Origin of the sequence: Blastococcus brunescens, assembly GCF_035320885.1 — a bacterium.
GTDB classification, from domain to species: domain Bacteria; phylum Actinomycetota; class Actinomycetes; order Mycobacteriales; family Geodermatophilaceae; genus Blastococcus_B; species Blastococcus_B brunescens.
This window is the reverse complement of sequence record NZ_CP141261.1, coordinates 713,488-737,998: the sequence shown is the minus strand read 5'-3', so window position 1 is coordinate 737,998 and position 24,511 is coordinate 713,488. Positions and strand designations below refer to the sequence as shown.

28 protein-coding genes and 8 pseudogenes are annotated in these 24,511 nt (G+C 72.9%); 12 read left to right on the top strand and 24 right to left on the bottom strand.

Translation table 11 applies throughout. From position 1 onward, the window contains the following. Positions 1–123: 123 nt before the first annotated feature. Complete coding sequence (locus U6N30_RS05095) at positions 124–687, bottom strand: YceI family protein (protein ID WP_324276397.1); 564 nt, start codon at positions 685–687, stop codon at positions 124–126. A gap of 88 nt (positions 688–775) precedes the next feature. Here U6N30_RS05095 and U6N30_RS05090 point away from each other — a divergent pair, with 88 nt between their 5' ends. Next, complete coding sequence (locus tag U6N30_RS05090; RefSeq protein ID WP_324276396.1) at positions 776–1,285, top strand: MarR family winged helix-turn-helix transcriptional regulator; 510 nt, start codon at positions 776–778, stop codon at positions 1,283–1,285. A gap of 30 nt (positions 1,286–1,315) precedes the next feature. Here U6N30_RS05090 and U6N30_RS05085 read toward each other — a convergent pair whose 3' ends face one another. From U6N30_RS05085 to U6N30_RS05035, 11 genes and pseudogenes are all read right to left on the bottom strand, one after another. Continuing rightward, positions 1,316–1,729 (bottom strand): molybdopterin cofactor-binding domain-containing protein, encoded by a 414-nt coding sequence (locus U6N30_RS05085; protein WP_324276395.1) that lies wholly within the window; start codon positions 1,727–1,729, stop codon positions 1,316–1,318. Continuing rightward, positions 1,660–2,241 (bottom strand): molybdopterin cofactor-binding domain-containing protein, encoded by a 582-nt coding sequence (locus U6N30_RS05080; RefSeq protein ID WP_324278171.1) that lies wholly within the window; start codon positions 2,239–2,241, stop codon positions 1,660–1,662. Before U6N30_RS05080 ends, U6N30_RS05085 begins: the two co-directional genes overlap by 70 nt. Positions 2,242–2,352: 111 nt before the next feature. Continuing rightward, a pseudogene (locus U6N30_RS05075) lies at positions 2,353–3,422 on the bottom strand (xanthine dehydrogenase family protein molybdopterin-binding subunit); the annotation flags it as partial. Positions 3,423–3,435: 13 nt separating this feature from the next. Beyond that, on the bottom strand, positions 3,436–4,422 hold the full coding sequence (locus U6N30_RS05070; protein ID WP_324276394.1) for an FAD binding domain-containing protein: 987 nt from the start codon (positions 4,420–4,422) through the stop codon (positions 3,436–3,438). Continuing rightward, positions 4,419–4,943 carry a 2Fe-2S iron-sulfur cluster-binding protein gene (locus U6N30_RS05065; RefSeq protein ID WP_324276393.1) on the bottom strand — a complete coding sequence of 175 codons (525 nt, stop codon included), beginning with the start codon at positions 4,941–4,943 and terminating at the stop codon, positions 4,419–4,421. The genes U6N30_RS05070 and U6N30_RS05065 overlap by 4 nt, the downstream gene beginning before the upstream one ends. Before the next feature lie 253 nt (positions 4,944–5,196). After that, positions 5,197–5,847 (bottom strand): annotated as a pseudogene (locus U6N30_RS33345) (enoyl-CoA hydratase-related protein); the annotation flags it as partial. A 53-nt stretch (positions 5,848–5,900) separates the two neighbouring features. Continuing rightward, positions 5,901–6,323: an acyl-CoA dehydrogenase family protein gene (locus U6N30_RS05055; protein WP_324278170.1), complete on the bottom strand. Its 423-nt coding sequence runs from the start codon at positions 6,321–6,323 to the stop codon at positions 5,901–5,903. Further along, positions 6,323–6,487: a hypothetical protein gene (locus U6N30_RS05050; RefSeq protein ID WP_324276391.1), complete on the bottom strand. Its 165-nt coding sequence runs from the start codon at positions 6,485–6,487 to the stop codon at positions 6,323–6,325. Before U6N30_RS05050 ends, U6N30_RS05055 begins: the two co-directional genes overlap by 1 nt. After that, positions 6,463–6,891: an acyl-CoA dehydrogenase family protein gene (locus tag U6N30_RS05045; protein ID WP_324276390.1), complete on the bottom strand. Its 429-nt coding sequence runs from the start codon at positions 6,889–6,891 to the stop codon at positions 6,463–6,465. The genes U6N30_RS05050 and U6N30_RS05045 overlap by 25 nt, the downstream gene beginning before the upstream one ends. After that, a complete protein-coding gene (locus tag U6N30_RS05040) occupies positions 6,888–7,505 on the bottom strand; it encodes an acyl-CoA dehydrogenase family protein (RefSeq protein ID WP_324276389.1) in 618 nt (205 codons plus the stop codon). Before U6N30_RS05040 ends, U6N30_RS05045 begins: the two co-directional genes overlap by 4 nt. Then, positions 7,502–8,104 carry an acyl-CoA dehydrogenase family protein gene (locus tag U6N30_RS05035; RefSeq protein WP_324276388.1) on the bottom strand — a complete coding sequence of 201 codons (603 nt, stop codon included), beginning with the start codon at positions 8,102–8,104 and terminating at the stop codon, positions 7,502–7,504. The genes U6N30_RS05040 and U6N30_RS05035 overlap by 4 nt, the downstream gene beginning before the upstream one ends. A gap of 110 nt (positions 8,105–8,214) precedes the next feature. On the opposite strand from U6N30_RS05035, the gene U6N30_RS05030 reads away from it, so the two are divergent. Together U6N30_RS05030 and U6N30_RS05025 are read left to right on the top strand one after the other, a co-directional pair. After that, the gene (locus U6N30_RS05030; RefSeq protein ID WP_324276387.1) at positions 8,215–8,730 is read left to right on the top strand and encodes a TetR/AcrR family transcriptional regulator; all 516 of its coding nucleotides are present in this window, start codon (positions 8,215–8,217) and stop codon (positions 8,728–8,730) included. A gap of 161 nt (positions 8,731–8,891) precedes the next feature. Then, a pseudogene (locus tag U6N30_RS05025) lies at positions 8,892–10,445 on the top strand (AMP-binding protein); the annotation flags it as partial. 135 nt (positions 10,446–10,580) lie between these two features. On the opposite strand, the gene U6N30_RS33340 reads toward U6N30_RS05025, so the two are convergent. The 5 genes and pseudogenes from U6N30_RS33340 to U6N30_RS33325 all read right to left on the bottom strand — a co-directional run. Beyond that, positions 10,581–10,706, bottom strand: coding sequence for a LuxR C-terminal-related transcriptional regulator (locus U6N30_RS33340; protein ID WP_422678090.1), 126 nt, complete (start codon positions 10,704–10,706; stop codon positions 10,581–10,583). A 94-nt stretch (positions 10,707–10,800) separates the two neighbouring features. Further along, positions 10,801–11,118, bottom strand: a complete 318-nt coding sequence (locus tag U6N30_RS33335; RefSeq protein ID WP_422678031.1) for a response regulator — start codon at positions 11,116–11,118, stop codon at positions 10,801–10,803. 121 nt (positions 11,119–11,239) lie between these two features. Next, a complete protein-coding gene (locus U6N30_RS05015; protein WP_324276386.1) occupies positions 11,240–11,620 on the bottom strand; it encodes a sensor histidine kinase in 381 nt (126 codons plus the stop codon). 108 nt (positions 11,621–11,728) lie between these two features. Continuing rightward, positions 11,729–11,809 (bottom strand): annotated as a pseudogene (locus U6N30_RS33330) (hypothetical protein); the annotation flags it as partial. A gap of 161 nt (positions 11,810–11,970) precedes the next feature. Further along, positions 11,971–12,426: pseudogene (locus U6N30_RS33325) on the bottom strand (DUF7134 domain-containing protein); the annotation flags it as partial. 191 nt (positions 12,427–12,617) lie between these two features. On the opposite strand from U6N30_RS33325, the gene U6N30_RS05005 reads away from it, so the two are divergent. Next, a complete protein-coding gene (locus U6N30_RS05005) occupies positions 12,618–13,256 on the top strand; it encodes a hypothetical protein (protein ID WP_324276384.1) in 639 nt (212 codons plus the stop codon). Between the two features lie 138 nt (positions 13,257–13,394). Next, entirely contained in the window at positions 13,395–14,093 is a 699-nt protein-coding gene (locus tag U6N30_RS05000) for a hypothetical protein (RefSeq protein WP_324276383.1), read from the top strand. Between the two features lie 12 nt (positions 14,094–14,105). Here the strand turns inward: U6N30_RS05000 and U6N30_RS04995 are convergent, their stop codons facing one another. Next, on the bottom strand, positions 14,106–14,957 hold the full coding sequence (locus tag U6N30_RS04995; RefSeq protein ID WP_324276382.1) for a patatin-like phospholipase family protein: 852 nt from the start codon (positions 14,955–14,957) through the stop codon (positions 14,106–14,108). A gap of 89 nt (positions 14,958–15,046) precedes the next feature. Here U6N30_RS04995 and U6N30_RS04990 point away from each other — a divergent pair, with 89 nt between their 5' ends. The 3 genes from U6N30_RS04990 to U6N30_RS04980 all read left to right on the top strand — a co-directional run bounded on the left by U6N30_RS04990 (position 15,047) and on the right by U6N30_RS04980 (position 17,959). Then, positions 15,047–16,795, top strand: a complete 1,749-nt coding sequence (locus tag U6N30_RS04990) for a class I adenylate-forming enzyme family protein (RefSeq protein WP_324276381.1) — start codon at positions 15,047–15,049, stop codon at positions 16,793–16,795. Between the two features lie 88 nt (positions 16,796–16,883). Beyond that, on the top strand, positions 16,884–17,171 hold the full coding sequence (locus U6N30_RS04985) for a hypothetical protein (RefSeq protein WP_324278652.1): 288 nt from the start codon (positions 16,884–16,886) through the stop codon (positions 17,169–17,171). Beyond that, complete coding sequence (locus tag U6N30_RS04980; protein ID WP_324278169.1) at positions 17,069–17,959, top strand: potassium channel family protein; 891 nt, start codon at positions 17,069–17,071, stop codon at positions 17,957–17,959. Before U6N30_RS04985 ends, U6N30_RS04980 begins: the two co-directional genes overlap by 103 nt. A 6-nt stretch (positions 17,960–17,965) precedes the next feature. Here the strand turns inward: U6N30_RS04980 and U6N30_RS04975 are convergent, their stop codons facing one another. Next, entirely contained in the window at positions 17,966–18,616 is a 651-nt protein-coding gene (locus U6N30_RS04975; protein ID WP_324278168.1) for an adenylate/guanylate cyclase domain-containing protein, read from the bottom strand. A 26-nt stretch (positions 18,617–18,642) separates the two neighbouring features. Next, a pseudogene (locus U6N30_RS04970) lies at positions 18,643–18,867 on the bottom strand (HAMP domain-containing protein); the annotation flags it as partial. Here U6N30_RS04970 and U6N30_RS33320 point away from each other — a divergent pair. The 4 genes and pseudogenes from U6N30_RS33320 to U6N30_RS04965 all read left to right on the top strand — a co-directional run bounded on the left by U6N30_RS33320 (position 18,758) and on the right by U6N30_RS04965 (position 20,430). Next, positions 18,758–19,000: a hypothetical protein gene (locus tag U6N30_RS33320; RefSeq protein WP_422678030.1), complete on the top strand. Its 243-nt coding sequence runs from the start codon at positions 18,758–18,760 to the stop codon at positions 18,998–19,000. The pseudogene U6N30_RS04970 and the gene U6N30_RS33320 overlap by 110 nt on opposite strands. A gap of 12 nt (positions 19,001–19,012) precedes the next feature. Further along, positions 19,013–19,276, top strand: a complete 264-nt coding sequence (locus tag U6N30_RS33315; RefSeq protein WP_422678029.1) for a hypothetical protein — start codon at positions 19,013–19,015, stop codon at positions 19,274–19,276. A 21-nt stretch (positions 19,277–19,297) separates the two neighbouring features. Then, positions 19,298–19,825, top strand: a pseudogene (locus tag U6N30_RS33310) (helix-turn-helix domain-containing protein); the annotation flags it as partial. 38 nt (positions 19,826–19,863) lie between these two features. Beyond that, entirely contained in the window at positions 19,864–20,430 is a 567-nt protein-coding gene (locus U6N30_RS04965; RefSeq protein WP_324276380.1) for an IclR family transcriptional regulator domain-containing protein, read from the top strand. On the opposite strand, the gene U6N30_RS04960 is transcribed toward U6N30_RS04965, so the two are convergent. The 4 genes and pseudogenes from U6N30_RS04960 to U6N30_RS04945 form a co-directional block, all read right to left on the bottom strand. Then, entirely contained in the window at positions 20,398–20,874 is a 477-nt protein-coding gene (locus U6N30_RS04960; protein ID WP_324276379.1) for an SRPBCC family protein, read from the bottom strand. The genes U6N30_RS04965 and U6N30_RS04960 overlap by 33 nt on opposite strands. Positions 20,875–20,941: 67 nt before the next feature. Next, positions 20,942–22,388, bottom strand: a pseudogene (gene argG / locus U6N30_RS04955) (argininosuccinate synthase). Positions 22,389–22,694: 306 nt separating this feature from the next. Continuing rightward, complete coding sequence (locus U6N30_RS04950; protein WP_324276378.1) at positions 22,695–23,138, bottom strand: CHAT domain-containing protein; 444 nt, start codon at positions 23,136–23,138, stop codon at positions 22,695–22,697. Then, positions 23,135–23,836, bottom strand: a complete 702-nt coding sequence (locus U6N30_RS04945) for a hypothetical protein (protein WP_324276377.1) — start codon at positions 23,834–23,836, stop codon at positions 23,135–23,137. Before U6N30_RS04945 ends, U6N30_RS04950 begins: the two co-directional genes overlap by 4 nt. Positions 23,837–24,511 lie beyond the last annotated feature (675 nt).

Sequence of the window (24,511 nt, the reverse complement as noted above, 5' to 3'; positions counted from 1 at the left end):
CGGGAGCGAACTCCCGGGGCCCTGCCTGGTGATCAGGTCTCCTGGTCACCAGGGGTCCTCCCTCACGACCGGTGGTGAGGGAGGACCCCGAACGATCAGGTCACCTGATCACGACGTTCGTGCTCAGGCGGTGCGGAGCACGGCCTCGATCTCGAGCTCGACGCTGATCTTGTCGCCGACGACCACGCCGCCGCCGTCCATCGGCATGTCGATGTCGACGCCGTAGGCCTTGCGGGAGATCTCGGTCTTGGCGGAGAAGCCGGCGCGCGTGCCGCCGTAGGCGTCGGGGCCGAAACCGTTGAGCTCGAGCTCCAGGGTGACGGGCAAGGTGGCGCCCTTGATGGTCAGGTCGCCCTCGACCGTCCAGTCGGCACCGTCGGTGCGGACGGAGGTGGAGCGGAACGTCATCTCGGTGTGGTTGCCCACGTCGAAGAAGTCAGCGGAGCGGATGTGCGCATCGCGCTGCTCCTGACGGGTGTCGATCGAGTCCATGTTCACCGTGGCGACGACGGTCGACTCGGCGGGGTCGGCGGCGGTGATGATCTCGCCGGAGAACTCGCGGAAGTAGCCACGGACCTTGCTGACCATCATGTGCCGGACGGAGAAGCCGACGGTCGAGTGGCTGGCGTCGATGTCCCAGGTGCCGACGACGTAGCCGGGGATCTGGGTGGTGGTGGCGCTGGTCATGATGTCCTCCAAGATTGTTGAGCCTTTGACCTTCTGCTCGACCGTAGCGTAGTTGAAGGCGCAACTATTCCGCTAGTACGCTGTGCACATGACCGTGCACGTGTCGTCCGCAGCGCCGGGCGCGTCCGACGAGGACCCCATGGGCGATGTCCGCTGGCTCGACGTCGACGAGCAGCGCGCCTGGCGCGCCTGGCTCTACAGCAGCCTGCTCCTCCAGGACCGGCTCGACCGCGACCTGACCCACGAGACCGGCATCTCGCACGCCTACTACGAGATCCTCGTCCAGCTGTCCGAGACCGAGGGCCGGATGCTGCGCATGAGCCAACTCGCCGATCGCTGCCTGTCCTCCCGCAGCCGCCTGTCGCACGCGGTCTCCCGGCTGGAGGAGCGGGGCTGGGTCCGCCGCCAGGTCTGCCCCGACGACGGCCGCGGCCAGCTCGCCGTCCTCACCGACGAGGGTTTCGCCGCGCTCGAGGCCGCGGCGCCCATCCACGTCGAGAGCGTGCGCACCCACCTGTTCGACCAGCTCAGCCCGCAGCAGGTGGAGAACATGCGCGACCTCGGCGAGACCCTCCTCCGCCACCTCGACCGGCCCTGAGGCGGTGGGACGTCCGACGCGGCCGTCCCCTCATGCCAGGCCGAGCGCCCGGAAGTACTTGTCCGGGGTGATCGGCAGGTCGCGGATGCGCAGCCCCGTCGCGTGCCAGTAGGCGTTCGCGACGGCGGCCGCGGCGCCGGTGATCCCGATCTCGCCGATCCCCTTGAGCCCGATCGGGTTGGCCAGCTGGTCGTCGACCTCGAGCCAGGAGATGTCGATCTCGCCGATGTCGGCGTTGGTCGCCACGTGGTACCCGGCCAGGTCGTGGTTGACGTAGTGCCCGTAGCGCGCGTCGATCACCGACTCCTCGTGCAGGGCCATCGAGACGCCCATGCAGAAGCCCCCGAGCAGCTGGGACCGGGCGGTCTTGGCGTTCACGATCGTCCCGGCGTCGTAGACGCTGGCCGCGCGAGGCACGCGCACCTCTCCGGTGTCGCGGTCCACCCGCACCTCGACGAAGTGCGCCCCGTAGGCGTGCAGGGAGTGCGTCTTCGCCGCGGGTGACTCCCCGGCAGCTCTCCCTCGACCGTCACGCCGTCGGCCGGCAGCTGCCCTCCGTACTGCTCGTCCAGCCGGGTCCGCAGGTCGCGGGCGGTGAACACGATCGCCGTCCCCCACGAGGCCAGCCCGGTCGACCCGCCCGCCCCGCCGGCGAACGGCAGCCGGCTGTCGCCGATCCGCAGCTCGACGGAGCCGAGGTCGGTGCGCAGGGCGTCGGCCGCGATCTGGGTGAGCGCCGTCCACGCGCCCGTGCCGATGTCGGAGCCGTCGATCTCGACGGTGTACCGCCCGGAGCCGTCGACCGAGATCCGGCACTGCGCCTTGCGGCGGCGGGTCGGGTAGGTCGCCGAGGCCACGCCGGTGCCGATCAACCAGCGGCCGTCGGTCCGGATCCCGGGGGTCAGGTCGCGGCCGGACCAGCCGAACCGCTCGGCCCCGGTGCGCAGGCACTCCACGAGGTGGCGGGTTGACCACGGCACGTCCCGCTCGGGGTCACGCTCGGGCTCGTTGCGGATGCGCAGCTCGACCGGGTCCAGCCCCAGGGAGACGGCGAGCTCGTCCATCGCCGACTCGAGCGCGAACATGCCCGGCGTCTCCCCGGCGCGCGCATGATCGTCGGCGGCGGGACGTCGAGCCGCGCCAGCCGGTGCGTCGTCCGCCGGTGCGGGGCGGCGTAGAGCACCCGGGTGGGGGTGGCCGTCTGCTCGGCGAACTCGCTGATCCGCGAGGTGTGCTCCACGACCTCGTGGCTGATCGCCGACAGCCGGCCTTCCGGGTCCGCCCCCAGCCGCAGCCGCTGGATGGTCGGCGTCCGGTGGCCGACGAGGGAGAACATCTGCTGCCGGGTCAGCTCGAACACCACGGTGCGGCCCACGACCCGGGCGGCCATCGCGGCGAGCATCTGGTTGGGATGGGTGAACGCCTTCGATCCGAACGCCCCACCGACGTAGGGCGAGATGACCCGCACCTGCCCGGCGTCGATGCCGAAGCCCGTCACCAGGTCCTTGACGATGGTGTGCGGCCCCTGGTTCGCGTCCCAGAGCGTCAGCGAGTCGCCGTCCCAGCGCGCCATCGAGGTGTGCATCTCGATGGGATTGTTGTGCTGGGTCGGCGTCTCGTAGGTGGCGTCGATCGTCACAGCCGCCGCGGCCAGGGCGCCGTCGACGTCCCCGATGACCGAGTCCGTCGCGAACCCGGCCATGAGCTGGTCCGGCGCGTACAGGTCGCTGCGATCGGCGCTCAACGTGACGTCCGGCGGCTCCGCCGCGTACTCCACGACGACGGCACCCACGGCGGCCCTGGCGATCTCCGACGTCTCCGCGACGACGGCGGCGACCACCTGCCCCTGGTAGTGCACGTCGAGGGACTGCAGGACCGGCAGGTCGGACGTCAGCCCGTCCCCCAGCCTCGGTGCGTTCTCCGGCGTGAGGACGGCGATCACGCCGGTCATGCCCTCGGCGGCGGTGGCGTCCAGCCGGCTGATCCGGCCGCGGTTGACTGTGCTCTGGACGGCGGCCAGGTGGGTGATGGGCTCGTCCGGGTCGTGCTCGTAGGCGTAGGGCGCGGTGCCGCGCACCTTCGCGGGGCCGTCGATCCGGTCGATGCCCGCGCCGACGAGGCGGTCCACGGTCGTCATCGCGGCACCTCCGTCAGGTCCAGCAGGGTTCGGACGACGAGGTTGCGGGCCAGCGGGACCTTGAAGCCGTTGTCCGCCAGCGGCGTGGCTCCCTCGAGCTCCGACTCCGCCGCACGCGCGAACGACGCCTCGGTCGCCGGCAGGCCGCGCAGCACGTACTCCGCGGTGGTGGCCCGCCAGGGCTTGTGCGCCACTCCCCGAGAGCCAGACGGACGTCCTGGACGACGCCGTCCTCGACGCGGAGCGCCGCCGCGATGCTCACCAGGGCGAAGGCGAAGGAGGCCCGGTCGCGCACCTTGCGGTAGCGCGAGGGCATGGCCAGTCCGGGCAGGTCGATCGCGGTGATCAGCTCGCCGTGCCGCAGCGTGGTGTCCCGCGACGGGTCGTCGCCGGGCAGCCGGTGCAGGTCCGCGATCGGGACGGCGCGCTCGCCGTCGGGCCCGAGCACCCGGACGACGGCGTCCAGCGCGAGCATCGCGACCGCCATGTCGGAGGGGTGGGTGGCGACGCAGGTCGCCGCATCCTCGGGGCCGGCGATCGTCTGCCCGAGGATCGCGTGGTTGCGGTGCACACCCTCCAGTGCGGCGCAGCCGCTGCCGGGCGACCGCTTGTTGCACGGCCTGGTGACGTCGGTGAAGTAGCTGCACCGGGTCCGCTGGAGGAGGTTGCCGCCGGTGGTGGCCCGGTTGCGCAGCTGCCCGGAGGCACCGGCGAGCAGGGCCTGGGCCAGCACGGGAAAACGCTCGCGCACCCGCCGGTCGGCGGCGAGGTCGGCATTGGGGACGCCCGCCCCGATCCGCAGGCCGCCGTCGGGCAGCTCGGTGACCTCGCGGGAGGTCAGCTCCCGGACGTCGACGAGCACGTCGGGCGTGGCCACGCCGAGCTTCATGAGGTCGACCAGGTTGGTGCCACCGCCGAGGAACGCGCCCTCCGGCGCGTCGGCCAGCAGCGCCACGGCACCGGCGACGTCGGTCGCGCGCTCGTAGCGGAACTCCCTCACGACCGCACCCTGCTCGCGCGCGCCACGTCGGCGACCGCCGGGACGATGTTGGCGTAGGCGGCGCAGCGGCAGAGGTTGCCGCTCATCCGCTCACGGATCTCGTCGTCGGTGAGGTCGACCTCGTCGGCGGCGAGGTCCGCGGTCACCGCGCTGGGCCACCCCGCCCGGGCCTCCTCGATCACCCCTGCGGCCGAGCAGACCTGCCCCGGTGTGCAGTACCCGCACTGGAAGGCGTCGCGCGCGACGAAGGAGCGGTGCAGCGCGTGCGGCTGGTCGCCCTCGGCCAGCCCGTCCGAGGTCGTCACCTCCGCGTTCCCGACCGTGACGGCCAGGACCAGGCAGCTGTTCACCCGGCGGCCGTCGAGCAGCACCGTGCAGGCGCCGCACTGGCCGTGGTCGCAGCCCTTCTTCGGGCTGGTGTTGCGCAGCCGCTCCCGCAGCGCGTCGAGGAGCGTCGTCCGGGTGTCGACGGTGAGCGGATGCGCCGCGCCATCCACCCGTAGCGTGATCTGGATGTCCACGCGGCGGTCCTGCCCCGGTCGCGGGTGTGGACAAACGGTGCAGCGCGCAACCGATCAGGGCCGGGCTGGCGTCACGTCGTCCGGCGGCGCGGGCCAGCGCGGCACCCCGGCGACGGGGCCGGGCCCCAGTCGCGCGGGGAACCGCGGCGGGCGCTTCTCCAGGAAGGCGGCGACCCCTCGGCCGGATCGGGCCCCTCCCCAGCTCGACCAGCGCACGGGACTCGGCGCGGTGCGCGTCCCACGGCGAGGCGGCGCCGAGCATCGACCACAGCAGCTGCCGCGCCGCGGCCACGGCGACCCCGCTGGTGGTGGTCACGATCTCGCGGGCCATCGCGTACGCGGCCGGCAGCAGCTCGGCGTCGGGCACCACCCGGGAGACCAGCCGCCCGCGCAGGGCCTCCGCCGCGTCGAACACCCGCCCGGTCGCCACCCACTCCATCGCCTGGCTGATGCCGACGACCCGGGGCAGGAACCACGACGACGCCGCCTCGGGCACGATGCCGACCCGGCCGAAGACGAACCCGAAGCGGGCGGACTCCGCGGCGATGCGGATGTCCATCGGCAGGGTCAGCGTCGCCCCGATGCCGACCGCGGGACCGTTGATCGCGGCGATCACCGGCTTGCGCAGCGCGGCGAACGGCAGCGACGCCACCCCACCGGCGTCCCGGGGCAGACCGCCGATGTCCTGGCTCAGCGGACCGGGCGGCCGCACCCGTGTGCGCCGGTCGCCGAAGGTGCCCGGCCAACCACCGAGGTCGGCCCCGGCGCAGAACGCCCGTCCGGATCCGGTCACCACCACGACCCGGACGGCGTCGTCGGCGTCCGCGGCGGCCGCGACGGCGGCCAGTTCGTCGGCCATGGTCGAGGTGAAGGCGTTCAGCCGGTCCGGGCGGTGCAGCCACACGGTCGCGACGCCGTCGGCCACCTCGTAGCGCAGCTCGGTGAGATCCGTGGCCGTCACCCACCCAGGGCGCCGGCGACGGCCAGCCGCGCGACGGCGTCGAGGTGCTCGGCCTCGTCACCCAGCAGCAGCCGGTCCACCTTCGCCCGGCGCCAGAACAGGTGCGCGTCGTGCTCCCAGGTGAAGCCGACGCCGCCGTGCACCTGCACCAGCGTTCCGGCGGCCTGCTCGAACACGCTCGCGGCGCACGCCTTCGCGGCCGAGGCGGCCAGCGGCAGCTCGGCGGGGTTCGCGTCCGCGGCCCAGGCGGCCCACCAGACCAGGGAGCGCAGCTGCTCGACGCCGACCCAGGCGTCGACCAGCATGTGCTTCACGGCCTGGTAGGAGCCGATCCGCCGGCCGAACGCCTCCCGCTCCTGGGCGTAGGTGACGCCCAGCTGCACGCACCGGTCGGCGCCACCGAGGTCCTCCGCCGCCATCACCACCGCGGCCACCTGCCGGGCGCGGGCCCACAGCTCCCCGCGTCGGAGGCCAGCACGCGGCGCGAGGTCAGCCGCACCGAGGCCAGCCCGCGGGTCGCGTCCAGCGGCCGCCCGGGAACCGCCTCGCCCTGCCCCGTCACCAAATCGCCGCCGTCCAGCACCAGGAACGTGGTGGCGTCGGCGGCGTCCACCGACGCCGCCGACCCGTCGGGAGACCCGTCGAGCACGGCGAAGGCGGTCGACCCGTCGGAGAGCTGCGCGGCCAGCTCCGGTTCCCCGGCCAGCAGCACCGCCGCCCGTGCGGCGGTGACCAGGAAGGCGCCGCGAGGACGGCCCCGCCCTGCTCGGCGACCACCGCCAGGTCGAGCACCGTCCGCCCCGCCCCACCGGCCGCCTCGGCCACGGTGATGCCGAGGAACCCCATGTCGGCCAGCGCCTTCCGCCCGGGCTCGAGGCGGCCGCCCTCCAGGCCGGCGCGCGCCGCGGCCGGGGACGCCGAGCCACGGAAGAAGTCCCGGGCGCCGGCGGCGATGTCGCGCTGGTCGTCGTCGAGGTCGAAGTTCACCGCTGCCCTCCCGCGAACGGGACCGTCTTGTCGTTCCGCGGTTCCGGCGGCAGGCCCAGCACCCGCTCGCCGATGATGTTGCGCAGTACCTGATCGGTCCCGCCGGCGATGGCGATGCCCGGGATCCAGGACTGGGTGCGCTGCCAGCGGTCGTCGCCGTCGCCCGTCGCCGCGTAGACGGCATCGTCCCCGAGCAGCCGGACGCCGGCGTCGGCGACCAGGCGGCCGGCCTCGGTGCCGGCGAGCTTGCCGGCGCTGGCCTCCGGACCCGGGAGACCTCCCTGGCTCAGCACTGTCAGCCGCCGGTAGCCGGTGTAGCGGGCGCCGAGTGCCGCGACCACCGCGCGGCCGACCGCCTGCCGGGCGAGCACCTGGCGCTCGGGGGCGAGCGGGCAGCCGCTCGCGGGCGTGCTGGACGAACGCCTCGACCGGCAGACCGATCGTGCCCCCGCGCCGCCGATGGCGACGCGTTCGTTCATGAGCGTGGTGAGGGCGACCCGCCAGCCCTCGCCGGGCTCGCCCAGCCGCTCGCTGTCGGGGATGCGGACGTCGTCGAAGAACACCTCGTTGAAGTCCGATTGCCCGCCCATCTGGCGCAGCGGACGGACCGTCACCCCGGGGCGTGCATGTCGACGACGAACATCGTCAGGCCGGCGTGCTTGGGCCGGTGGGGATCGGTGCGCGTCAGCAGGATGCCGTGGTCGGCGACGTGGGCGAGCGTGGTCCAGACCTTCTGCCCGTTCACCACCCAGTCCTCGCCGTCGCGCACCGCGGTCGTGCGCAGGGCGGCCAGGTCCGATCCCGATGCCGGCTCGCTGAACAGCTGGCACCAGACGTCGTCGGCGCGCAGCAGCCGGGCCAGGTACCGGTCGCGCTGGTCCTGGGTGCCGTGGGCGATCACGGTCGGGCCGCACATGCCGATGCCGATGTGGTTGATCAGCGCCGGGACGCGGGCCCGGGCCAGCTCCTGGGAGACGATCGCCTGCTGCATGAGCGTGCCGCCCTGGCCGCCGACCTCTTTCGGCCAGGGAACGCCGACCAGACCGGCGTCCGCCAGCACCCGCTGGGTGCGCCGCAGCTCCGCCTCGGAGCTGCGCGCGTCCACGCCCTCCTGGCCGGGCCGCAGACGCAGCAGGTCGTCCGCGTGCTGCTCGAGCAGGTCCCGGACCCGTGCCCGGTAGGCCGCCTCGTCGGGGCTGTCGTCGAAGTCCACGGGCGGGGCACCTCTCGTCGATGAGCGGGACGCGCGCAGCGTGACAGCCGTCACCCATAACGGTCAACGGTGACTGTTCCCCGCCGTCCAGGCGGCCTACGCTTCGCCCGGTGACCGCCGAGCCCCTTCAGCAGGACGCCGCGCCGGGGCCGCGCTCGCGGTCCGAGCGGACCGCCGACAGCCGGCTGCTCATCCTCGACGCCGCGGTCGCGTGCCTGGTCGAGGACGGCTACGTCGGCGCCTCGACGCTCGCCGTCCAGGCCCGCGCGGGGATCTCCCGCGGGCGCCTGCTGCACCACTTCCCGTCCCGGGCCGAGCTGCTGGTCGCCGCCGCCGAGCACGTGGCGACGACGCAGCTCGAGGAGGTCCGCCGCCGGGCGGCCGCCCTCATGGACGACGAACCCACCGGCCGGGAGCGGGTGGACCGCGCCATCGACCTGATGTGGACGACCTTCCAGGAGCCACCGTTCTGGGCCGCGATGGAGCTGTGGACGGCGGCGCGCACGGACCCGGCCCTGCGCGGGGCGCTGCGCGGGGAGGAGCGCCGGCTGCGTGCGGCCATCGCGGCCGTGGCCGACGGCATCTGGGGACCGGAGATCGCCCGGGCGCCCTCTACGCCGACCTGACCGAGCTGCTGTTCACGAGCATGCGGGGCGTCGCGCTCGTCTACGCCTTCGAGGACCGGCCGGCCGCCACCGATCCGCACCTCGCGCTCTGGAAGCGGCTCGCCGCGCGCATGCTCGGGCTCGACAGTCAGGGTTGACCGCCCGCTCCTCGCACCGAGAGCATGACGCGGGTCACCCCGCGTCGGACGCCGAGGAGATCTCGTGAGCGAGCCTGCGAGCTCAGCAGAGGGAACAGCACCGTCGGGCACGCGACCGACGAGCGCCAGCGAGGAGAGTGCGTGAGCGTTCAGATCCCCGCCCTGAGGGGCCGGGGCATGACCATGAGCGACCAGCTCGCCCGGCACGCCCGGAAGAACCCCGACGTCCCGGCCCTGCGGTTCGAGGGCACCGGGCGCAGCTACGGCGAGCTCGACGACCGGGTCACCCGGCTGGCGCGGGTCCTGCGGCAGCGCGGCGTCGGGGCCGGCGACCGGGTGGCGGTGCTGGCGCTCAACGGCATGGAGACCTGGAAGGCCTACCTCGCGGGCGTGCGGCTGGGCGCGATCGTCGTCCCGGTCAACTTCCGGCTCGTCGCCGACGAGGTGGCCTACGTGCTCACCGACTCCGGGGCGGTCGCACTCGTCGTGGACACCGCGCTGGCCGAGGTCGCCGCGAAGGCCCGGGAGCAGGTCCCGTCGATCACGACCACGCTGGTGATCGGCGAGGACTTCGAGCAGGCGCTCGCTGCGGCCGGGGACGAGCCGCTCGACGTCGTCGTCGACGAGGACGAGCCGGCGTTCATCATGTACACCTCCGGGACGACCGGCCGCCCCAAGGGTGCGGTGCTCACCCACCACAACCTCCTGATGCACGCCTTCAGCCAGATCACCACGCTGGGCTGGGACCCCGACGACCGGGTCGGCGTGCCGGGGGCGCCGCTGTTCCACATCGCCGGCCTGGCGGGAGGGCTGCCGCCGCTGCTGCTCGGCGGGACCAACGTGATCCTGCGGTCGGGCGCCTTCGACCCGGCCGCGACCCTCGACATGATGGAGCGGGAGCAGGTCTCCAGCATCTTCCTCGTGCCGGCGATGTGGGCCGCGGTGCTCGCGGTCCCAGGCCTCGCCGACCGCGACCTGTCGCACCTGCGCCGGGTCTCCTGGGGTGCCGCGCCCGCGTCGACCACCCTGCTGCGCTCGCTGATCGACGCGTTCCCGCAGGCGGAAGTGGTCACCGCATTCGGGCAGACCGAGTGCAGCCCGGTCACCTGCCTCCTGCGCGGGGAGGACTCGGTGCGCAAGATCGGCTCCGTCGGCACTCCGATCCTGAACGTGGAGGTCCGGGTCGTCGACGACGCGATGCAGGACGTCCCGCGGGGCGAGGTGGGCGAGATCGTCTACCGCAGCCCGATGGTGATGGCGGAGTACTGGAACAAGCCGGATGCGACGGCGGAGGCATTCGCCGGCGGCTGGTTCCACTCCGGGGACCTCGTGCGCGAGGACGAGGACGGCTACTTCTACGTCGTCGACCGCAAGAAGGACATGATCATCTCCGGCGGGGAGAACATCTACTGCGCCGAGGTGGAGAACGTGCTCGCCGCACATCCCAAGGTCGGCGAGGTGGCGCTGATCGGGGTTCCCGACAGCCGGTACGTGGAGGCGCCGCTCGCGGTGATCGCGCCACGCGACGCGGCCGACCCGCCGACGCCCGAGGAGCTGGCGGCCTGGTGCCGGGAGAAGCTGGCACGCTACAAGCACCCGCGGGAGTACTCCGTCGTGAGCGAGCTCCCCGCAACCCCAGCGGCAAGGTGCTCAAGACCGTGCTGCGCCAGGAGCACTCGGCAGGGTCGCTGGTGGCCGAGCCCGCGGTGTGACTCAGCCGGCCCCAGGGCGGACGAGCCCGGACTCATAGGCGACGACGACGGCCTGCACACGGTCCCGGACGCCGAGCTTGGCGAGCACGCGAGCGACGTGCGTCTTCACGGTGCCCTCGCCGAGCACCAGCTGCGCGGCGATCTCGGCGTTGGAGAGACCCCGCGCGACCAGGCGCAGCACCCCTCCTCCCGTGGGGTCAGCTGATCGAGCCCCGGCGCGCTCACCAGCGGTGTCCCGGCGCGACCCACGAAGTCGTCGAGGAGGCGACGCAGCAGCGTGGGCGCCAGCAGCGAGTCGCCGCTGACGGCGGCCCGGACGGCGGTGACCAGCTGCTCCCGCGGCATCGACTTGAGCAGGAACCCGGAGGCTCCGCCCGCAGTGCCTCGACGACGTGCTCGTCGGCGTCGAACGTCGTGAGCATGACGACGGCGGTGCGGTTTTCTGCGTCCCCGGTGATCCGCCGGGCGGCCTGGATGCCGTCCAGCCGGGGCATGCGGATGTCGACGAGCGCGACGTCAGGCCGCAGCTGCCGGCACATGCCCAGCGCGTCAGCGCCGTCGGACGCCTCCCCACCACCTCCAGGTCGGCCTCGGCCTCGAGGATCATCCGCAGGCCGGCCCGCACGAGTGCCTCGTCGTCGGCCAGCAGGATCCGGACGGTCACACCGAAGCCGGTTCGGGTGCCGGGACCGGGAGCTGCGCGTGGACCCGCCAGCCCGGTCCGTCGTCGCGCGGTCCCGCGCTCACCCGGCCGTCGAAGAGTGCGACCCGTTCCCGGATCCCGACCAGCCCGTGGCCGCCGGGGCGGGCTGGACCGACGTTCCCCGCGGCACCGTCGTCCTCCACCACGACCTCGAGCTCCCGCTCGGCGTAGCGCAGCAGCACGCGAGCCGGGGCACCGGGCGCGTGCTTCAGGGCGTTGGTCAGCGACTCCTGCACGATGCGGTAGGCGCTGGCCTCCACGGCGGTCGGCAGCGGGCGCACCGGGCCGTCCACGGTCAGCTCGACCCGCGATCCCGCAAGCTCCACCAGGGACGCCACGCCGGCCAGCGTGCCGGGATCCTCGGTCGCGTGCGCCTCCTCGGTCGCCGCCTCGCGCAACACTCGCAGCAGCCGGTGCAGGTCGTCGAGCGCCGTGCGGCCCGACGACAGGACGACGTCCAGGTTGGCGGCTGTCTCCGGGTCGCGAGCGGCCAGCCGCGCCTGGACGGCGTCGGTGTGCAGCAGCATGAGCGTGACCCCGTGGCCGACGACGTCGTGCATCTCGCGGGCGATCCGGCGCCGCTCGGCCGCGACGGCGCCGGCCCGCGCCCGCTCCTCCTCGCGCGCCGCCTCCCGAGCGGCCAGCGCCCCCGTTCGGCCGTGACCGCGCGGTCCAGCCGCTCGCGGGCCAGCCGGGCGAAGACCCAGACGACGGTCGGGATGGCCAGGTTCGCGATCTCGTCCCCGATCTTCACCTCGTCGGCGACGAACGCGTACGACTCGATCGCGGCGAGCACCGCGAGCAGGCCGAGTACGGCATCGCGACGGCGGTCGACGTACTGGGCTACCGAGTAGGTGAGGATCAGGACCGCCGCGAACGCAGCCGCCGCCGGCGCATCGCCGATCAACGTCTGGAACGTCAGCCCCACGGCCCCGGCAACCGCGGCGATCAGCGGCGTCGTTCGCCGAGCGACCAGCGCACCCGTCGTGATGGCGAAGGCGGCGTGCTGCAGCGGCCGGGAACCGACGACCTCGTCGGCCAGCAGCACGAGTTCGACCTGGCCGACGGCGGTGAGCGCCAGCGCCAGCAGGCCGTCGCGCACCCACAGCGACAGCCCATGCCATCGGGCCGCGATCCCTGACATGGCCGGGAGCGTAAGGCGGTTCTCGCTCTGGGGGTCTCCCGCACGGGTGACATCGGGTCTGCCGTCCGGGTGAGCCCGACTCGTCGGGTTCGCCGCAGGATCGGCCGGAGGAGGGAGGAGCGCCGGACGTCGGCGGACCAGCGTGGACGGCACCGGGCGCGAGAGTCGCACCGCACGAGGAGGCACCGACCATGACCACCACCACCGCCCACCAGTCGGCCGACACCCGCACCCGCCGCCGGGGATCGCCGCTGCACGCCCTTGCCGGCCTCGGCGCACTCACCGCCTTCGCCGCTGCCGCCGTCGTCTTCGGCGACCCGATCGGCGGTGCCGACACCGCCCAAGAGGCCGCGCGCGCGCTCCACGGCTCGTCGGCCGAGCTCGCCGCGGTCCTGCTCGGCGCCTACGCGCTGCTGGCGATGGCCGTCACCGGCGGGCTGGCCGCTCGGCTGGGACGGGAACGGGACAGCGGCGCCATCCGGATCATGCCCGTCATGGCTGCCGCGCACGTGCTGCTGCTGGCCACCGCGTTCGTCGCGTTCGCCGGCGCCGTCGTCGTCGGCCGGCAGGTGCTCGGCGGCGGTGTCTCGCCGGGTGCGGCCGAGAGCGCCCTGCTGATCACCAACGTCGCGCACCCCATGTCGGCGTGGCTCGGCGCCGGGTTCCTCGTCGCCGTCGCACTGGCCGCCCGCAGCACGTCCCGGGTGCTCGCGATCGTCAGCGCCGTGTTCGCCGTCGGGCTGCTCCTGCCGCCGGTCGGGTGGGCGGTCACCTACCTGATGGCGTTCTGGTTCGCCGGCGTCGGCAGCTGGCTCTGGCGCCAGGGCTGAGCCGGTTCGCCACCAGCCTCCCGCGCCGATTCGAGGAGATCCGATGAACCTCCGCAGAGCGACACAGCGTTCCGACCAGCCGGCCGCGCCCGCCCTCGCGCCGGGGCACGACCAGTTGGCCTGTCTCGCCGACCGTCCGTGGACCCGGCGCCTTCAGGCGACGGCGCTGGTAGCCGCACCCTCGCCGGCCTGGCCACCACCCTCGTGTGGCCCCAGACACCGCTCGACGTCGCCGAGCGCCTCGAGGTGCTCGCCGGTACGACAGCCCGCACCCACCTCGCACACCTGCTCAACCTCGTGACCATCCTGCTCTTCGTTCCCGCGGTCGCCGGTATGCACCGATTGCTGCAGCCGCACCGGGCACGCGCCGCAGCCATCGGCACCGGGCTCGTCGCCGCGGGCCTGGTCGGATGGAGCGGAGTGCTCGCCCTGGGCGCCGCCGAGTTGCAGCTCGCCGGCACTCTCTCGGGCGGCACTGCCGTCTCAGCCGTCGAGTCACTTCCGAGCAGCCCCGTTGCGATCGCCATGACGGCCGGCTTCCTGCTCGGTACCTTCAGCGGTCTCGTCGTCCTCACCGTGGGGCTGTGGCGCGCTCAGGTCGTCCCCGCCTGGGTATCCGCGGCCGTCGGTCTCGCGGTCGTCGGCGACGTGGTCGGCAGCACGATCACCGCAGTCGTCATCGCGGTGTGGGTCCTCTTCGCGGTCGCGTTGACGGCGGTCGCCCGTGCACGAGCCACCGCGCCGGAACAACGACTCACGGCACAGCCGTCCGGAGCCGGAGGCGGTCACATCACACCGGGCGGCGTGGGAGGACGCGTCGCCCCGCCGACGTCATGATCGCCTCGCGGGTCAGCCCTTCCAGACCTCGGCGATGAGTTCCGCGACCGTCGCCGCCTGCGCGCGACCTGCCTTCGCCGAGCCCGCCCGGGAGGCCGGGTCGAGGACGTTGGGACCGATCGCCGTGCGGCTCTCGGCGTCGGGTGAGACCACCGCGACCCGCGACACCATGCCGGTCACCTGGGCGTCGACGCTCGCGATCGGCCCGATGCCGCGCGGGAGGGGCGCCATGACGACGAGCCGGTCGTACCCCTGGGCGAGGTCGGCGTTGGCGGCCGACCGGATGCCGCCGTCCACGTACCGGCGGCCGTCGATGGTCACCGGCGGGTACACACCGGGGACGGCGCAGCTGGCCGCCACCGCGTGCAGCAGCGGCACCCCGGAGTCGCGCTCGAACGTCCGGAACTCGCCGGTCGCCGCGTCCACCGCGGTGATCACCAGCTTCCGGTCCGGCCACTCCACACCGGCCAGGCGCGCGCCGATGATGTCGAGGCGCTCCTGCTCGGTCGGGGTCACGCCCGCCTTCTCCGCCGCCAGCGCGAGCGTGCCGATGCGACGGCGGAAATCGACGTCGCGTCCGCGGCTGCGCAGCATCGCCCAGGCGAACCGCGCGAACGTGGCCCGGTCGAGGCGGGCGGCCCGCTCGGACGCCGGCGGCTCGAGCTGGCGCCCGTACATCGCCTCGAGGCCGGCCCCGGCCGTCAGCTGCGCGCCGACCACCGAACCGGCCGAGGTACCGACGACGAGGTCGGCCCCGCTCAGGTCCGTCCCGGCCTCGGCCAGCCCCGCCAGCACGCCGATCTCCCACGCGATGCCGGTGATGCCCCCGCCGCCGAGCACCAGGGCGGTGCGCTGATCGCTCATCGGCCCATCCTCACAGACCGTCAAGATCTCGACAGCGCGTGTGAGCTGAGCCACGCTACGTCCCGATGCTCGTCGAGGAGAGGACACGCATGACCGCCACGCAGTCGGAGCCGACCATCACCTCCAGCTGGCCGCCGGGACTCCCGCGCTCGCTGGACTACCCGGAGGTGCCGGTCGGGTCGATCCTGCGCGCCGCCGTCCGGCGGTGGGGCGGGATGACCGCCTTCATCGACCACGACGTCGAGCTGACGTTCGAGGAGATGGGCCGTCGTGCGCACGCCGTGGCCGGCTGGCTGGCCGACCACGGCATCGGGCGCGGAGACGTCGTGGCGGTGCACATCCCGAACTGCCGGCAGTACCCGCCGCTCTACTACGGGATCATGCTGGCCGGCGCCACCTTCTCCCCCACCAACCCGCTGCTCCCCGCCGCCGACCTCGCCGCGCAGCTCACCGACGCCGGCGCGAAGCTGCTCGTCACCTGGGACCAGGTCCTCCCGTTCGTCCGCGGCGCCCTGGCCCAGACCTCGGTGCAGACCGTGGTGGTCACCGGCGAGGCGCACATCCACGACTTCGCCGCCCGGCTGGAGCTCGAGGACGGCGACGTCGACCTGGCCGACCTGCTGGCCGGCGACCCGACCGACCGGCACCTCGACGCCGAGGTCGACGTCGCGAGCGACCTCGCCCACCTCGCGTACACCGGTGGCACGACCGGCGTGAGCAAGGGCGTGGAGCTGCCGCACCGCAACGTCGTCACCAACGTCCTGCAGTCGGCCTGCTGGACGTCCGGCTCCCTGCCCGGGCTGGACGAGGACGGCAACGTGACGCTGCGCCAGGTGCTGGGCGAGGAGGAGATCGCCACCCGGCTCGGCGAGGCCCGCATCATCAACCTCACCCCGTGGTTCCACGCGATGGGCGCGATCGGCTACCTCAGCGGCCTGGTCATGGCCGGCACCACCACCGTGATCCACATGCGCTTCGACCCGGTCAAGTACGTCGAGGACATGGCGAAGTACCAGGTCACGGCCATCGGTGGCGCGCCGCCGATCTTCGTGGCGCTGCTCCAGGTGCCGGGGTTCGCCGACGTCGACCTGTCCTCCGTCCGCGGCGTCAGCAGCGGGGCGGCCCCGTTGCCGACGACGCTGATCGACACGATGGCCGGCCTCATGCCGAACGCGACGATCGGCGAGGGCTACGGCCTCACCGAGGTCACCATGCAGGCCACCGGCGCCCCGTCCTTCCGCTCCGGCACCCGCAAGCCCGGCACCGTCGGCGTCCCGGTCTTCGACACCGAGATCAGCATCCGGCCCCTCGGCGGTGGCGCCCCGCTGCCGGCCGGCGAGCGCGGCGAGGTCTGCATCCGCGGCCCGCAGGTGATGCGCGGGTACGCCCACCGCCCGGAAGCCACGGCCGAGTCGATCGACGCCGACGGCTGGTTCCACACCGGCGACGTCGGGATCCTCGACGAGGACGGCTACCTGTCGATCGTCGACCGGACCAAGGACATGCTGCTCTACAAGGGCTACAACGTCTTCCCTCGCGAGCTCGAGGAGATCCTGTTCGGCGTGCCCGGGGTGGCCGGCGCCGCCGTCGTCGGCCGACCCGACGAGGAGGCCGGGGAGCTGCCGGTGGCCTACGTCGTCCGCAAGGGCGACGACGCCGGCAGCGCGCTCACCGCCGAGTCGGTGATGGCCGCCGTCAACGACAGGGTGACCCCTACAAGCGGCTGCGCGACGTCGTCTTCATCGACGCCATCCCGGTCTCGGCCGCCGGCAAGGTGCTCAAGCGCGAACTGGCGGCCAAGGAGCGCGAGAAGGTCGGCGGTTAGCCGCTCGCGGTGATCCCCGCCGCCGCACCCCGACCGGGTTCCCTGACCCGAACGGGTGCGGCGGCGGGCACCGGGCCATTCCCGTCACTACTGTCCGCTGCGTGGAGAACGAGCGGCTCGGGACGGAGACCGAGCACACCGGTGTCCGGATCGCCCACGAGGAGGCCTCGCCCGTCCGGCAGGTGCTGCGGCGCGTCCTGATCGCCGCGATCGTGCTCGTCGTCGTCGTGCTCGTCGTCTACATCGACCGCGACGGCTACGAGGACAGCAAGGGCGGGGAGATCTCCTGCTCGACGCCACCTACTACGCCACGGTCACCCTCTCGACGACCGGCTACGGCGACATCACCCCGGTCACCGCCGAGGCCCGGCTCATCAACATCCTGCTGATCACGCCACTGCGGATCATGTTCCTCATCGTCCTCATCGGGACGACCCTCGAAGCCCTCACCGCGCGCTCGCGGGAGGAGTTCCGCATCCGACGCTGGAGGTCCCGCGTGCGCCAGCACGTCATCGTGTGCGGCTACGGCACCAAGGGCCGCAGCGCCATCCGCTCGCTCATCGCCAACGGGACGCCGCCGGACAAGATCGTCGTCGTCGACCCGGAACCGCGCGCCATCGACGAGGCCAACTCGGTCGGCCTCACCGGGATCGTCGGCGACGCCGGACGCACCGAGGTCCTCCGCCGCGCCTCCGTGGAGCGGGCCCGCGCCGTCATCGTCGCGGCCAACCGGGACGACGCCGCGGTCCTCATCACCCTGACCGTGCGCCAGCTCAACCCGAGCGTGCCTATCACGACCAGTGTCCGGGAGGAGGAGAACGCCAACCTGCTGCGCCAGTCGGGAGCGGACACGGTCATCACGACCTCCGCGACCTCCGGCCGGCTGCTCGGCCTCTCGACCGACGCGCCGCGGGTGGTCGCGGTGGTCGAGGACCTCGTCACCGGCGGCCAGGGCCTGGACCTGCACCAGCGCACGGTGACGTCGAGCGAGACCGGCCTGGGGCCGCGCGACCTGCGCGACATCGTCCTGTCGGTCACCCGGGGCGGGCGCACCCTGCGGTTCGACGACCCGCTCATCGGCACCCTGCAGCCGGAGGACGTGCTCGTCGTGGTCAAGGCCCACGACGCGGCCAAGCCGAACCGGCCGCCGACGCAGCCCTCGTCGATGCAGGCCTGACCTCGCTCAGCCGGTTCCGCGCACCCAGGTCGTCGTCGGCTCACCGCGTCCGCGCAGCTCGATCTCGGCGTCCCGGCACCAGGACGCCCGCTCCTCCGGCGGCGCCGCGAGCACTGTGGCCTCGCTCGCCACGACCCGTCCGGGGTGCTCCTTGGCCACCTCGGTGAGCCGGGCCGCCTCGTTCACCGGATCGCCGATCACGGTGTACTCCAGCCGGCTGGCCGCGCCCACCTGCCCGGCCCAGACCCGCCCGCAGGCCACGCCCACCCCGACGTCCACCTCGCCGGCCTCCCGGACGGCGTCGCTGATCCGGCGGGCCGCCCGCAGCGCGGCACCGGCCGGGTCGGGGTGATCGGTGGGCGCGCCGAAGACGCACAGCGCGGCGTCGCCCTCGAACTTGTTGACCAGCCCGCCGTCGCTCTCGATGGTCTCCACGACCACCTCGAAGAAGCGGTTGAGCACGCCGACCATCTCGCCGGGGCCGGTGCGCCGCACCAGCGAGGTGCTGCCCGCGATGTCGACGAACAGCGCGGCGACGGTGCGCTCCTCGCCCCCGAGGGAGACGCCCGTGGCCAGCGCGCGGTCGGCCACCGTCGTCCCGACGTGCCGGCCGAACAGGTCGCGCAGGCGCTCCCGCTCCGCCAGGCCCGCGGCCATGGTGTTGACCCCTCCTGCAGGAGTCCGATCTCACCGGCGTCGTCCACCACGACGCTGACGTCGTACTCGCCGCGGCCCACCTCCTGGACCGCCTGCCGGAGGTCGCGCAGCGGCTGGCCCACCGCGCGGGCCGTGAGCAGGGTGGCCAGCGCCCCCACCAGCAGCGCCACCACGACGAGGAACACCACCGCGCCCCGACCGGGGCCGCCGGGGTTGCTCGGATCCAGGAAGAGGAGCACCACGCCGAGCATGGGCACGCCGCTGGTGAGCCCCCACGTGAGCAGCAGCCGTGGCCGCACACCGAGCGCGAGCGCACCTGCCGGCGGGTGCGCGGCCAGCGCGATCGCGGTCACCGTCCGTGCGGCCCGCGCGACCAGGAGATAGGTGACACCGGCGGTGGCCATCCCGCCCAGCACGGTGGCGACGCCGGTGCGCAGACCGACGAGAGGGTCGGGGAAGGCCGCCGCGGAGACGGCGGCGACGAGGACGGCCCCGACCAGCCAGATCAGGCCGGCGATCAGCGCGGTGTCGACCGGCAGCCGCAGCGCCTGGCCGGCCTCCTCACCGGTCGGCGTGCGTCCGGCCATGAGCCAGCGGTTGGTGACCCGCTGCCGCCGGAACCCGGCCACCGTGCCCACGGGGAACGCGACGAGGAGGTAGGCGGCCACCGCCCACAGCACGGTGCTCCGGGCGTCGCTGCCGCTACCGTCCTCGACGCCGATCAGGAGCACGATCACCGTGGCCACCCCGACGAGGTTCGCGACGATCACCAGCAGCACGATCGCCGGGACGGCGGCCCGGCCGCTGGGCGCCCAGGAGGCCCACACCCCTCCCGACGCACGGGTTCGGCGCCGCTGCCCGTCGTCATGCCCGGCGCAACGACGGGCGCCGTCGCCGGGTCACGGCCGGGCACCTGATCGTGGTCACGCCGGTCATGATCGCGTGTCGGCGTCGCCTGCGCCGCCCCCGGCCCGCCGACGTCCCCCGGTCGAGGTGTTCGCGGAGCGCACGCGCCGGGCTACGCTCGCCGTCGTGGAGGACCCGTCGGCACGCTCCGACCACCTGCAGTCACTGGAGCGTGGCCTGGCCGTGCTGCAGGTCTTCTCGAACGAGAACCCCCGGTTGACGCTCAGCGACGTCGCCCGCCTCACCGGCGTGACCCGTGCCACCGCCCGACGCATCCTGCTCACCCTCCAGAACCTGGGCTACGTCCGCGCCGACGGCCGGCTGTTCTCCCTCACCCCCGGGTGCTGTCGCTGGGGTTCGGCTACCTGTCCTCGCTCGACCTCTGGGACATCGCCCAGCCGTTCATGGAGGAACTGGTCGAGCAGACCCACGAGTCGTGTTCGGCGGCGACGCTGGACCTGCCCGAGATCGTCTACGTCGCCCGCGTCCCCACCCGGCGGATCATGACGATCGCCCTGGGCATCGGCTCCCGCCTGCCGGCCCACGCCACGTCCATGGGCCGCGTCCTGCTGGCCGACCTGCCCGACGACGCCCTCGAGGCCTACCTGGCCGGCCCTCCGTTCGTGACGTTCACCGAGCGCACCGTGGTGGATCCCTGCGAGCTGCGCACCTCGCTGCGCCAGGTGCGCGACCAGGGCTGGTCGATCGTCGACCAGGAGCTGGAGATGGGGCTGCGCTCGATCTCGGCACCCATCCGTGGCGCCGACGGCCGGGCCCTCGCCGCACTCAACGTCGCCGCCGCCGCGCCGCGGGTGGGGCTCGACGACCTGCGCAACCGGATCCTGCCGCGGGTGCTCGAGACGGCCGAGCAGATCTCAGTGGCCTTCCGCCGCACCGGGAGGCACTGACCTGCCCTCCAGCCGCCCCTTGAGCGCGGCGAGGTCCTTGCGGTTCGCCCGGCGCATCGCCGCCGCCATCACCGGGGCGGCCATCCCGGCGAAGCCCGACGGCCGGCCCGTGTTGCGCAGGGTCATCCGGGTCGCGCCGTCGTCCACGGCCTGCCAGGTGTAGGTGGTCTCCATGGGGAAGGGACCCTGCGCCGTCCGCATGACCAACCGCTCACCCGGGACGAGCTCGACCACCTCGTAGGTGTAGGCGAGCCGGCGGCCGAGGAAGCGGGCGACGAACGCCATGCGCGAACCGACGCCCACCGGCGGCGGCGTCTCCCACTCGACGGAGGCGATGTTGACGTACCACTCGGGCGCATTCGTGGGGTCGCCGGCGTACGCGGCCACCTCCGCGACCGGACGCCGGATCACCGTCTCGGTCAGCACGTCGACGTCGCTCACCATGTCGCCCTCCTCCTCCGGCTGGGATCAGCCCACCCGATCCCGGCGCGGGCGTCGAGGGGGCCGGCGATCAGTCGGTGCCGGCCTCCATCGCGGCGCGGTCGAGCATCTGGTCCTCGTCGGAGACCTCGCCGCGGGAGGCGATCACCTCGGCGCCCCCTCGGTCATGGCGCCGATGAGCCCGGTCGAGGCCGCCTGCGCCGCGCCGATCGACGCCTGGGTCGCGCCGCCGACCATGCCCATCGCCGCGTACTGCTCCAGCTTGGCGCGGGAGTCGGCGATGTCGAGGTTGCGCATGGTCAGCTGGCCGATCCGGTCCACCGGCCCGAAGGCGGAATCCTCGGTGCGCTCCATGGAGAGCTTGTCCGGGTGGTAGCTGAAGGCCGGGCCTGCGGTGTCCAGGATCGAGAAGTCCTCGCCCCGCCGCAGCCGCAGGGTGACCTCGCCGGTGACCGCCATGCCGACCCAGCGCTGCAGGGACTCCCTGAGCATGAGCGCCTGCGGGTCCAGCCAGCGCCCTCGTACATCAGCCGGCCGAGTCGCCGCCCCTCGCTGTGGTAGTTGGCGAGCGTGTCCTCGTTGTGGATCGCGTTGACCAGCCGCTCGTAGCCGATGTGCAGCAGCGCCATCCCCGGCGCCTCGTAGATGCCGCGGCTCTTCGCCTCGATGATGCGGTTCTCGATCTGGTCGGACATGCCCAGGCCGTGCCGCCCGCCGATGGCGTTGGCCTCCAGCACCAGGTCGACGGCCGAGTCGAACTCCTTGCCGTTGATGCTGACCGGCCGGCCCTGCGCGAACCCGATCGTGACGTCCTCGGTGGGGATCGACACCTCCGGGTCCCAGAACCGCACGCCCATGATCGGCACGACGGTCTCGATGCCGGTGTCGAGGTGCTCCAGGGTCTTGGCCTCGTGGGTGGCGCCCCAGATGTTGGCGTCGGTCGAGTAGGCCTTCTCGGTGCTGTCCCGGTAGGGCAGGTCGTGGGCGACCAGCCACTCCGACATCTCCTTGCGGCCGCCGAGCTCGGTGACGAAGTCGGCGTCCAGCCACGGCTTGTAGATGCGCAGCGACGGGTTGGCCAGCAGGCCGTAGCGGTAGAACCGCTCGATGTCGTTGCCCTTGAAGGTCGAACCGTCGCCCCAGATCTGGACGTCGTCCTCGAGCATGGCGCGCACCAGCAGGGTGCCGGTGACCGCGCGGCCCAGCGGGGTGGTGTTGAAATAGCTGCGGCCGCCGGAGCGGATGTGGAAGGCGCCGCAGGTCAGGGCTGCCAGTCCCTCCTCGACGAGCGCCGCCCGGCAGTCCACCAGCCGGGCGAGCTCCGCCCCGTACGCGGTGGCCCGGCCGGGAACCGAGGCGATGTCGGGCTCGTCGTACTGGCCGATGTCGGCGGTGTAGGTGCAGGGCACCGCGCCCTTGTCCCGCATCCAGGCGACCGCCACCGAGGTGTCGAGGCCGCCGGAGAAGGCGATGCCGACGCGTTCGCCGACGGGCAGTGAGGTGAGGACCTTGGACACGAGAACGATTATGCATGCTTGTGCATGACCATGCGGCGGCAGGGTTCGTACCGCCGGGAGAGCCGGTCGCCGGGACACCCATGAGTGGCTTGCGGCCGATCTCGGGTCGACCATCGGCCACGACGCACGAGAGCCCCGGTCGGTGACCCGACCGGGGCTCTCGTACAGGGGTGGTGGGGTGTTCGTAGATCCACAAACGGCGAGGTCCCGGCATCTGTTTCTGCGAACGGCGCCGGCGGCTTGCACCCTTCAGCTCCGAAATCAGCACCCGTGGTGAGCGGGCTCGTCCCCACCGCGCATCGGAAGCTAGTCGGTTGGCGGAATGACCAGCGGTGTCGCCGCTGGGTCCACCGTGTCCTGTGCGCGGAGGACCGGCAGATCCGCGTCAGACATGCCGTCCATCTCCATCTGGATGCGCGCCGCCTCGTAGGCACTCCTGATGGACTGGCCATCGGCGATGGCGGTGTAGAACCTCGCCGCGAAGGACATCGCGTCCGGGTCGCCGATCTCGTCGGACATGCCGATCGCCATCGGAACGACGGTCAGCAGTTCGTCCAGGTGCCCGATGGAGTGACAGGCGTTGAGGACGACCAGGACGGGCGGGTTGTCGACCGCTCCCATCGCGCGGGCGAACACCGACTTCGTGATCACCTGGCCGGGGTTGTCACCGTCGGCCTCGGTGTCGAACACCAACACGTCTTCGTCAGCGTGCCCGGCGAAGTGGACCACATGGGGCTTGAAGCCGCTCATGCCGTCCAGAAGGTCGGGCCCAGTCGCGGCAAGCAGGGGCTCGATCTCCACGAGGTCCCGGAGCGTTGCCGCCTTGACCCCTTCTTGACCCTGCGGATCTCCTTGTCCACGCGCAGGTCCCCGTCGGAAGCGGCAGTCACATAAAGGATGCGAAGGCGCTCCACCTTCGGAGGGCGGATCTCCGCGATGTGCTGCTGCAGTCGGCTTTCGGTCGCCGCCATCAGAGCCTGTGTCCGTGCTCGTTCCGCCTGCTGCTCACGTTCCCTGGCTCGCCGCTCGGCCAACTGCAGCCGTTCGCGGGCGCGCTTCTCGTCAGCTTCTCGCTGCTTCTGCGCCCGCTGGTCGGCGAGCTGCCGCTGCTTCTGGACGCGCTGCTCATCGCTGCGCTGCTTGCCCAACGCCGTTGACAGTGCCCGGCTGAGGTCGGCTTCCTTCTTCGAGAACTGGGCGCTCTTGGTGCTGTAGTCCGCAGCTTTGGCTCCCAGCGTCAGCGCTTCCTTCTGCGCCGATTCCGCTTGCCGCAAGTAGGAACGTGCCATTGACTGCGAAGTGGCGCGGTCCGCCCTGGACCGGTAGGAGGCCGCGTCCGCTTCCTTCTTCGCCTGCTTGACGCGTGCGTCTGCCGCTTGCTTGTCCGCCTCGGCGCGCTTCTTGACGGCTTCGTCGATCTGGCGGCGAATCTGCTCTGGATTGCTCATCGTGCCTCCCCGCTGCGGTACCAGCCCCTTGCTGGCAAGGCGATCACTGGGAGACTACGAACGGGTACTGACAGTTTCGGTCGACCTTTGACTCAGTCACGAGCCGGCCAGCACGACGACGGCAGTCAGAGCGCGCCAACCTCGTCAGGCGGCCTGCAGTCCGTCCAGGACCGGACCCGGGCGTCTGAGCTCGCTCGCGCCGGCAGCGGCGGACGCTTGCGTGGAAGTGCAGGGACCTCGGGGCTGAGGGCATGCGCGCCACGGTCGACGCCTCAACGACCACCCTCGGGGCATGCTCAGCACCTGGCCCTGGTCGACCCCTTCACTTTCGCGACGAGTTCATGGGGCGCGGACCGGAGGCACCGTGGGAGGCGGCCGACTGGGACGCCCCCTGGGACGGGCGCTCGGCCGCCGACTACGGCCGCGAGGAGCTGCGAGCGCTGTAGACCGTCGCCGTCCACCGGCCCCGGGTGATCGACGAGGCGGCGCTGGTCCTGAACGGGCTCGACCAGCCGAGCCGGGTCACCGACGACGCCGGTGAGGCCCTGAGCCTGTCGGTACCGCCCGCTACCGTCCCATCCCCGAGGCGGCCCGGAGGTGGTTCGTGCGCTCCAGACCCCGCTCGCACACCGAGATGCTGGCGCTCGTCGCGAGTTGGGACCTCGTCCCGCTCGA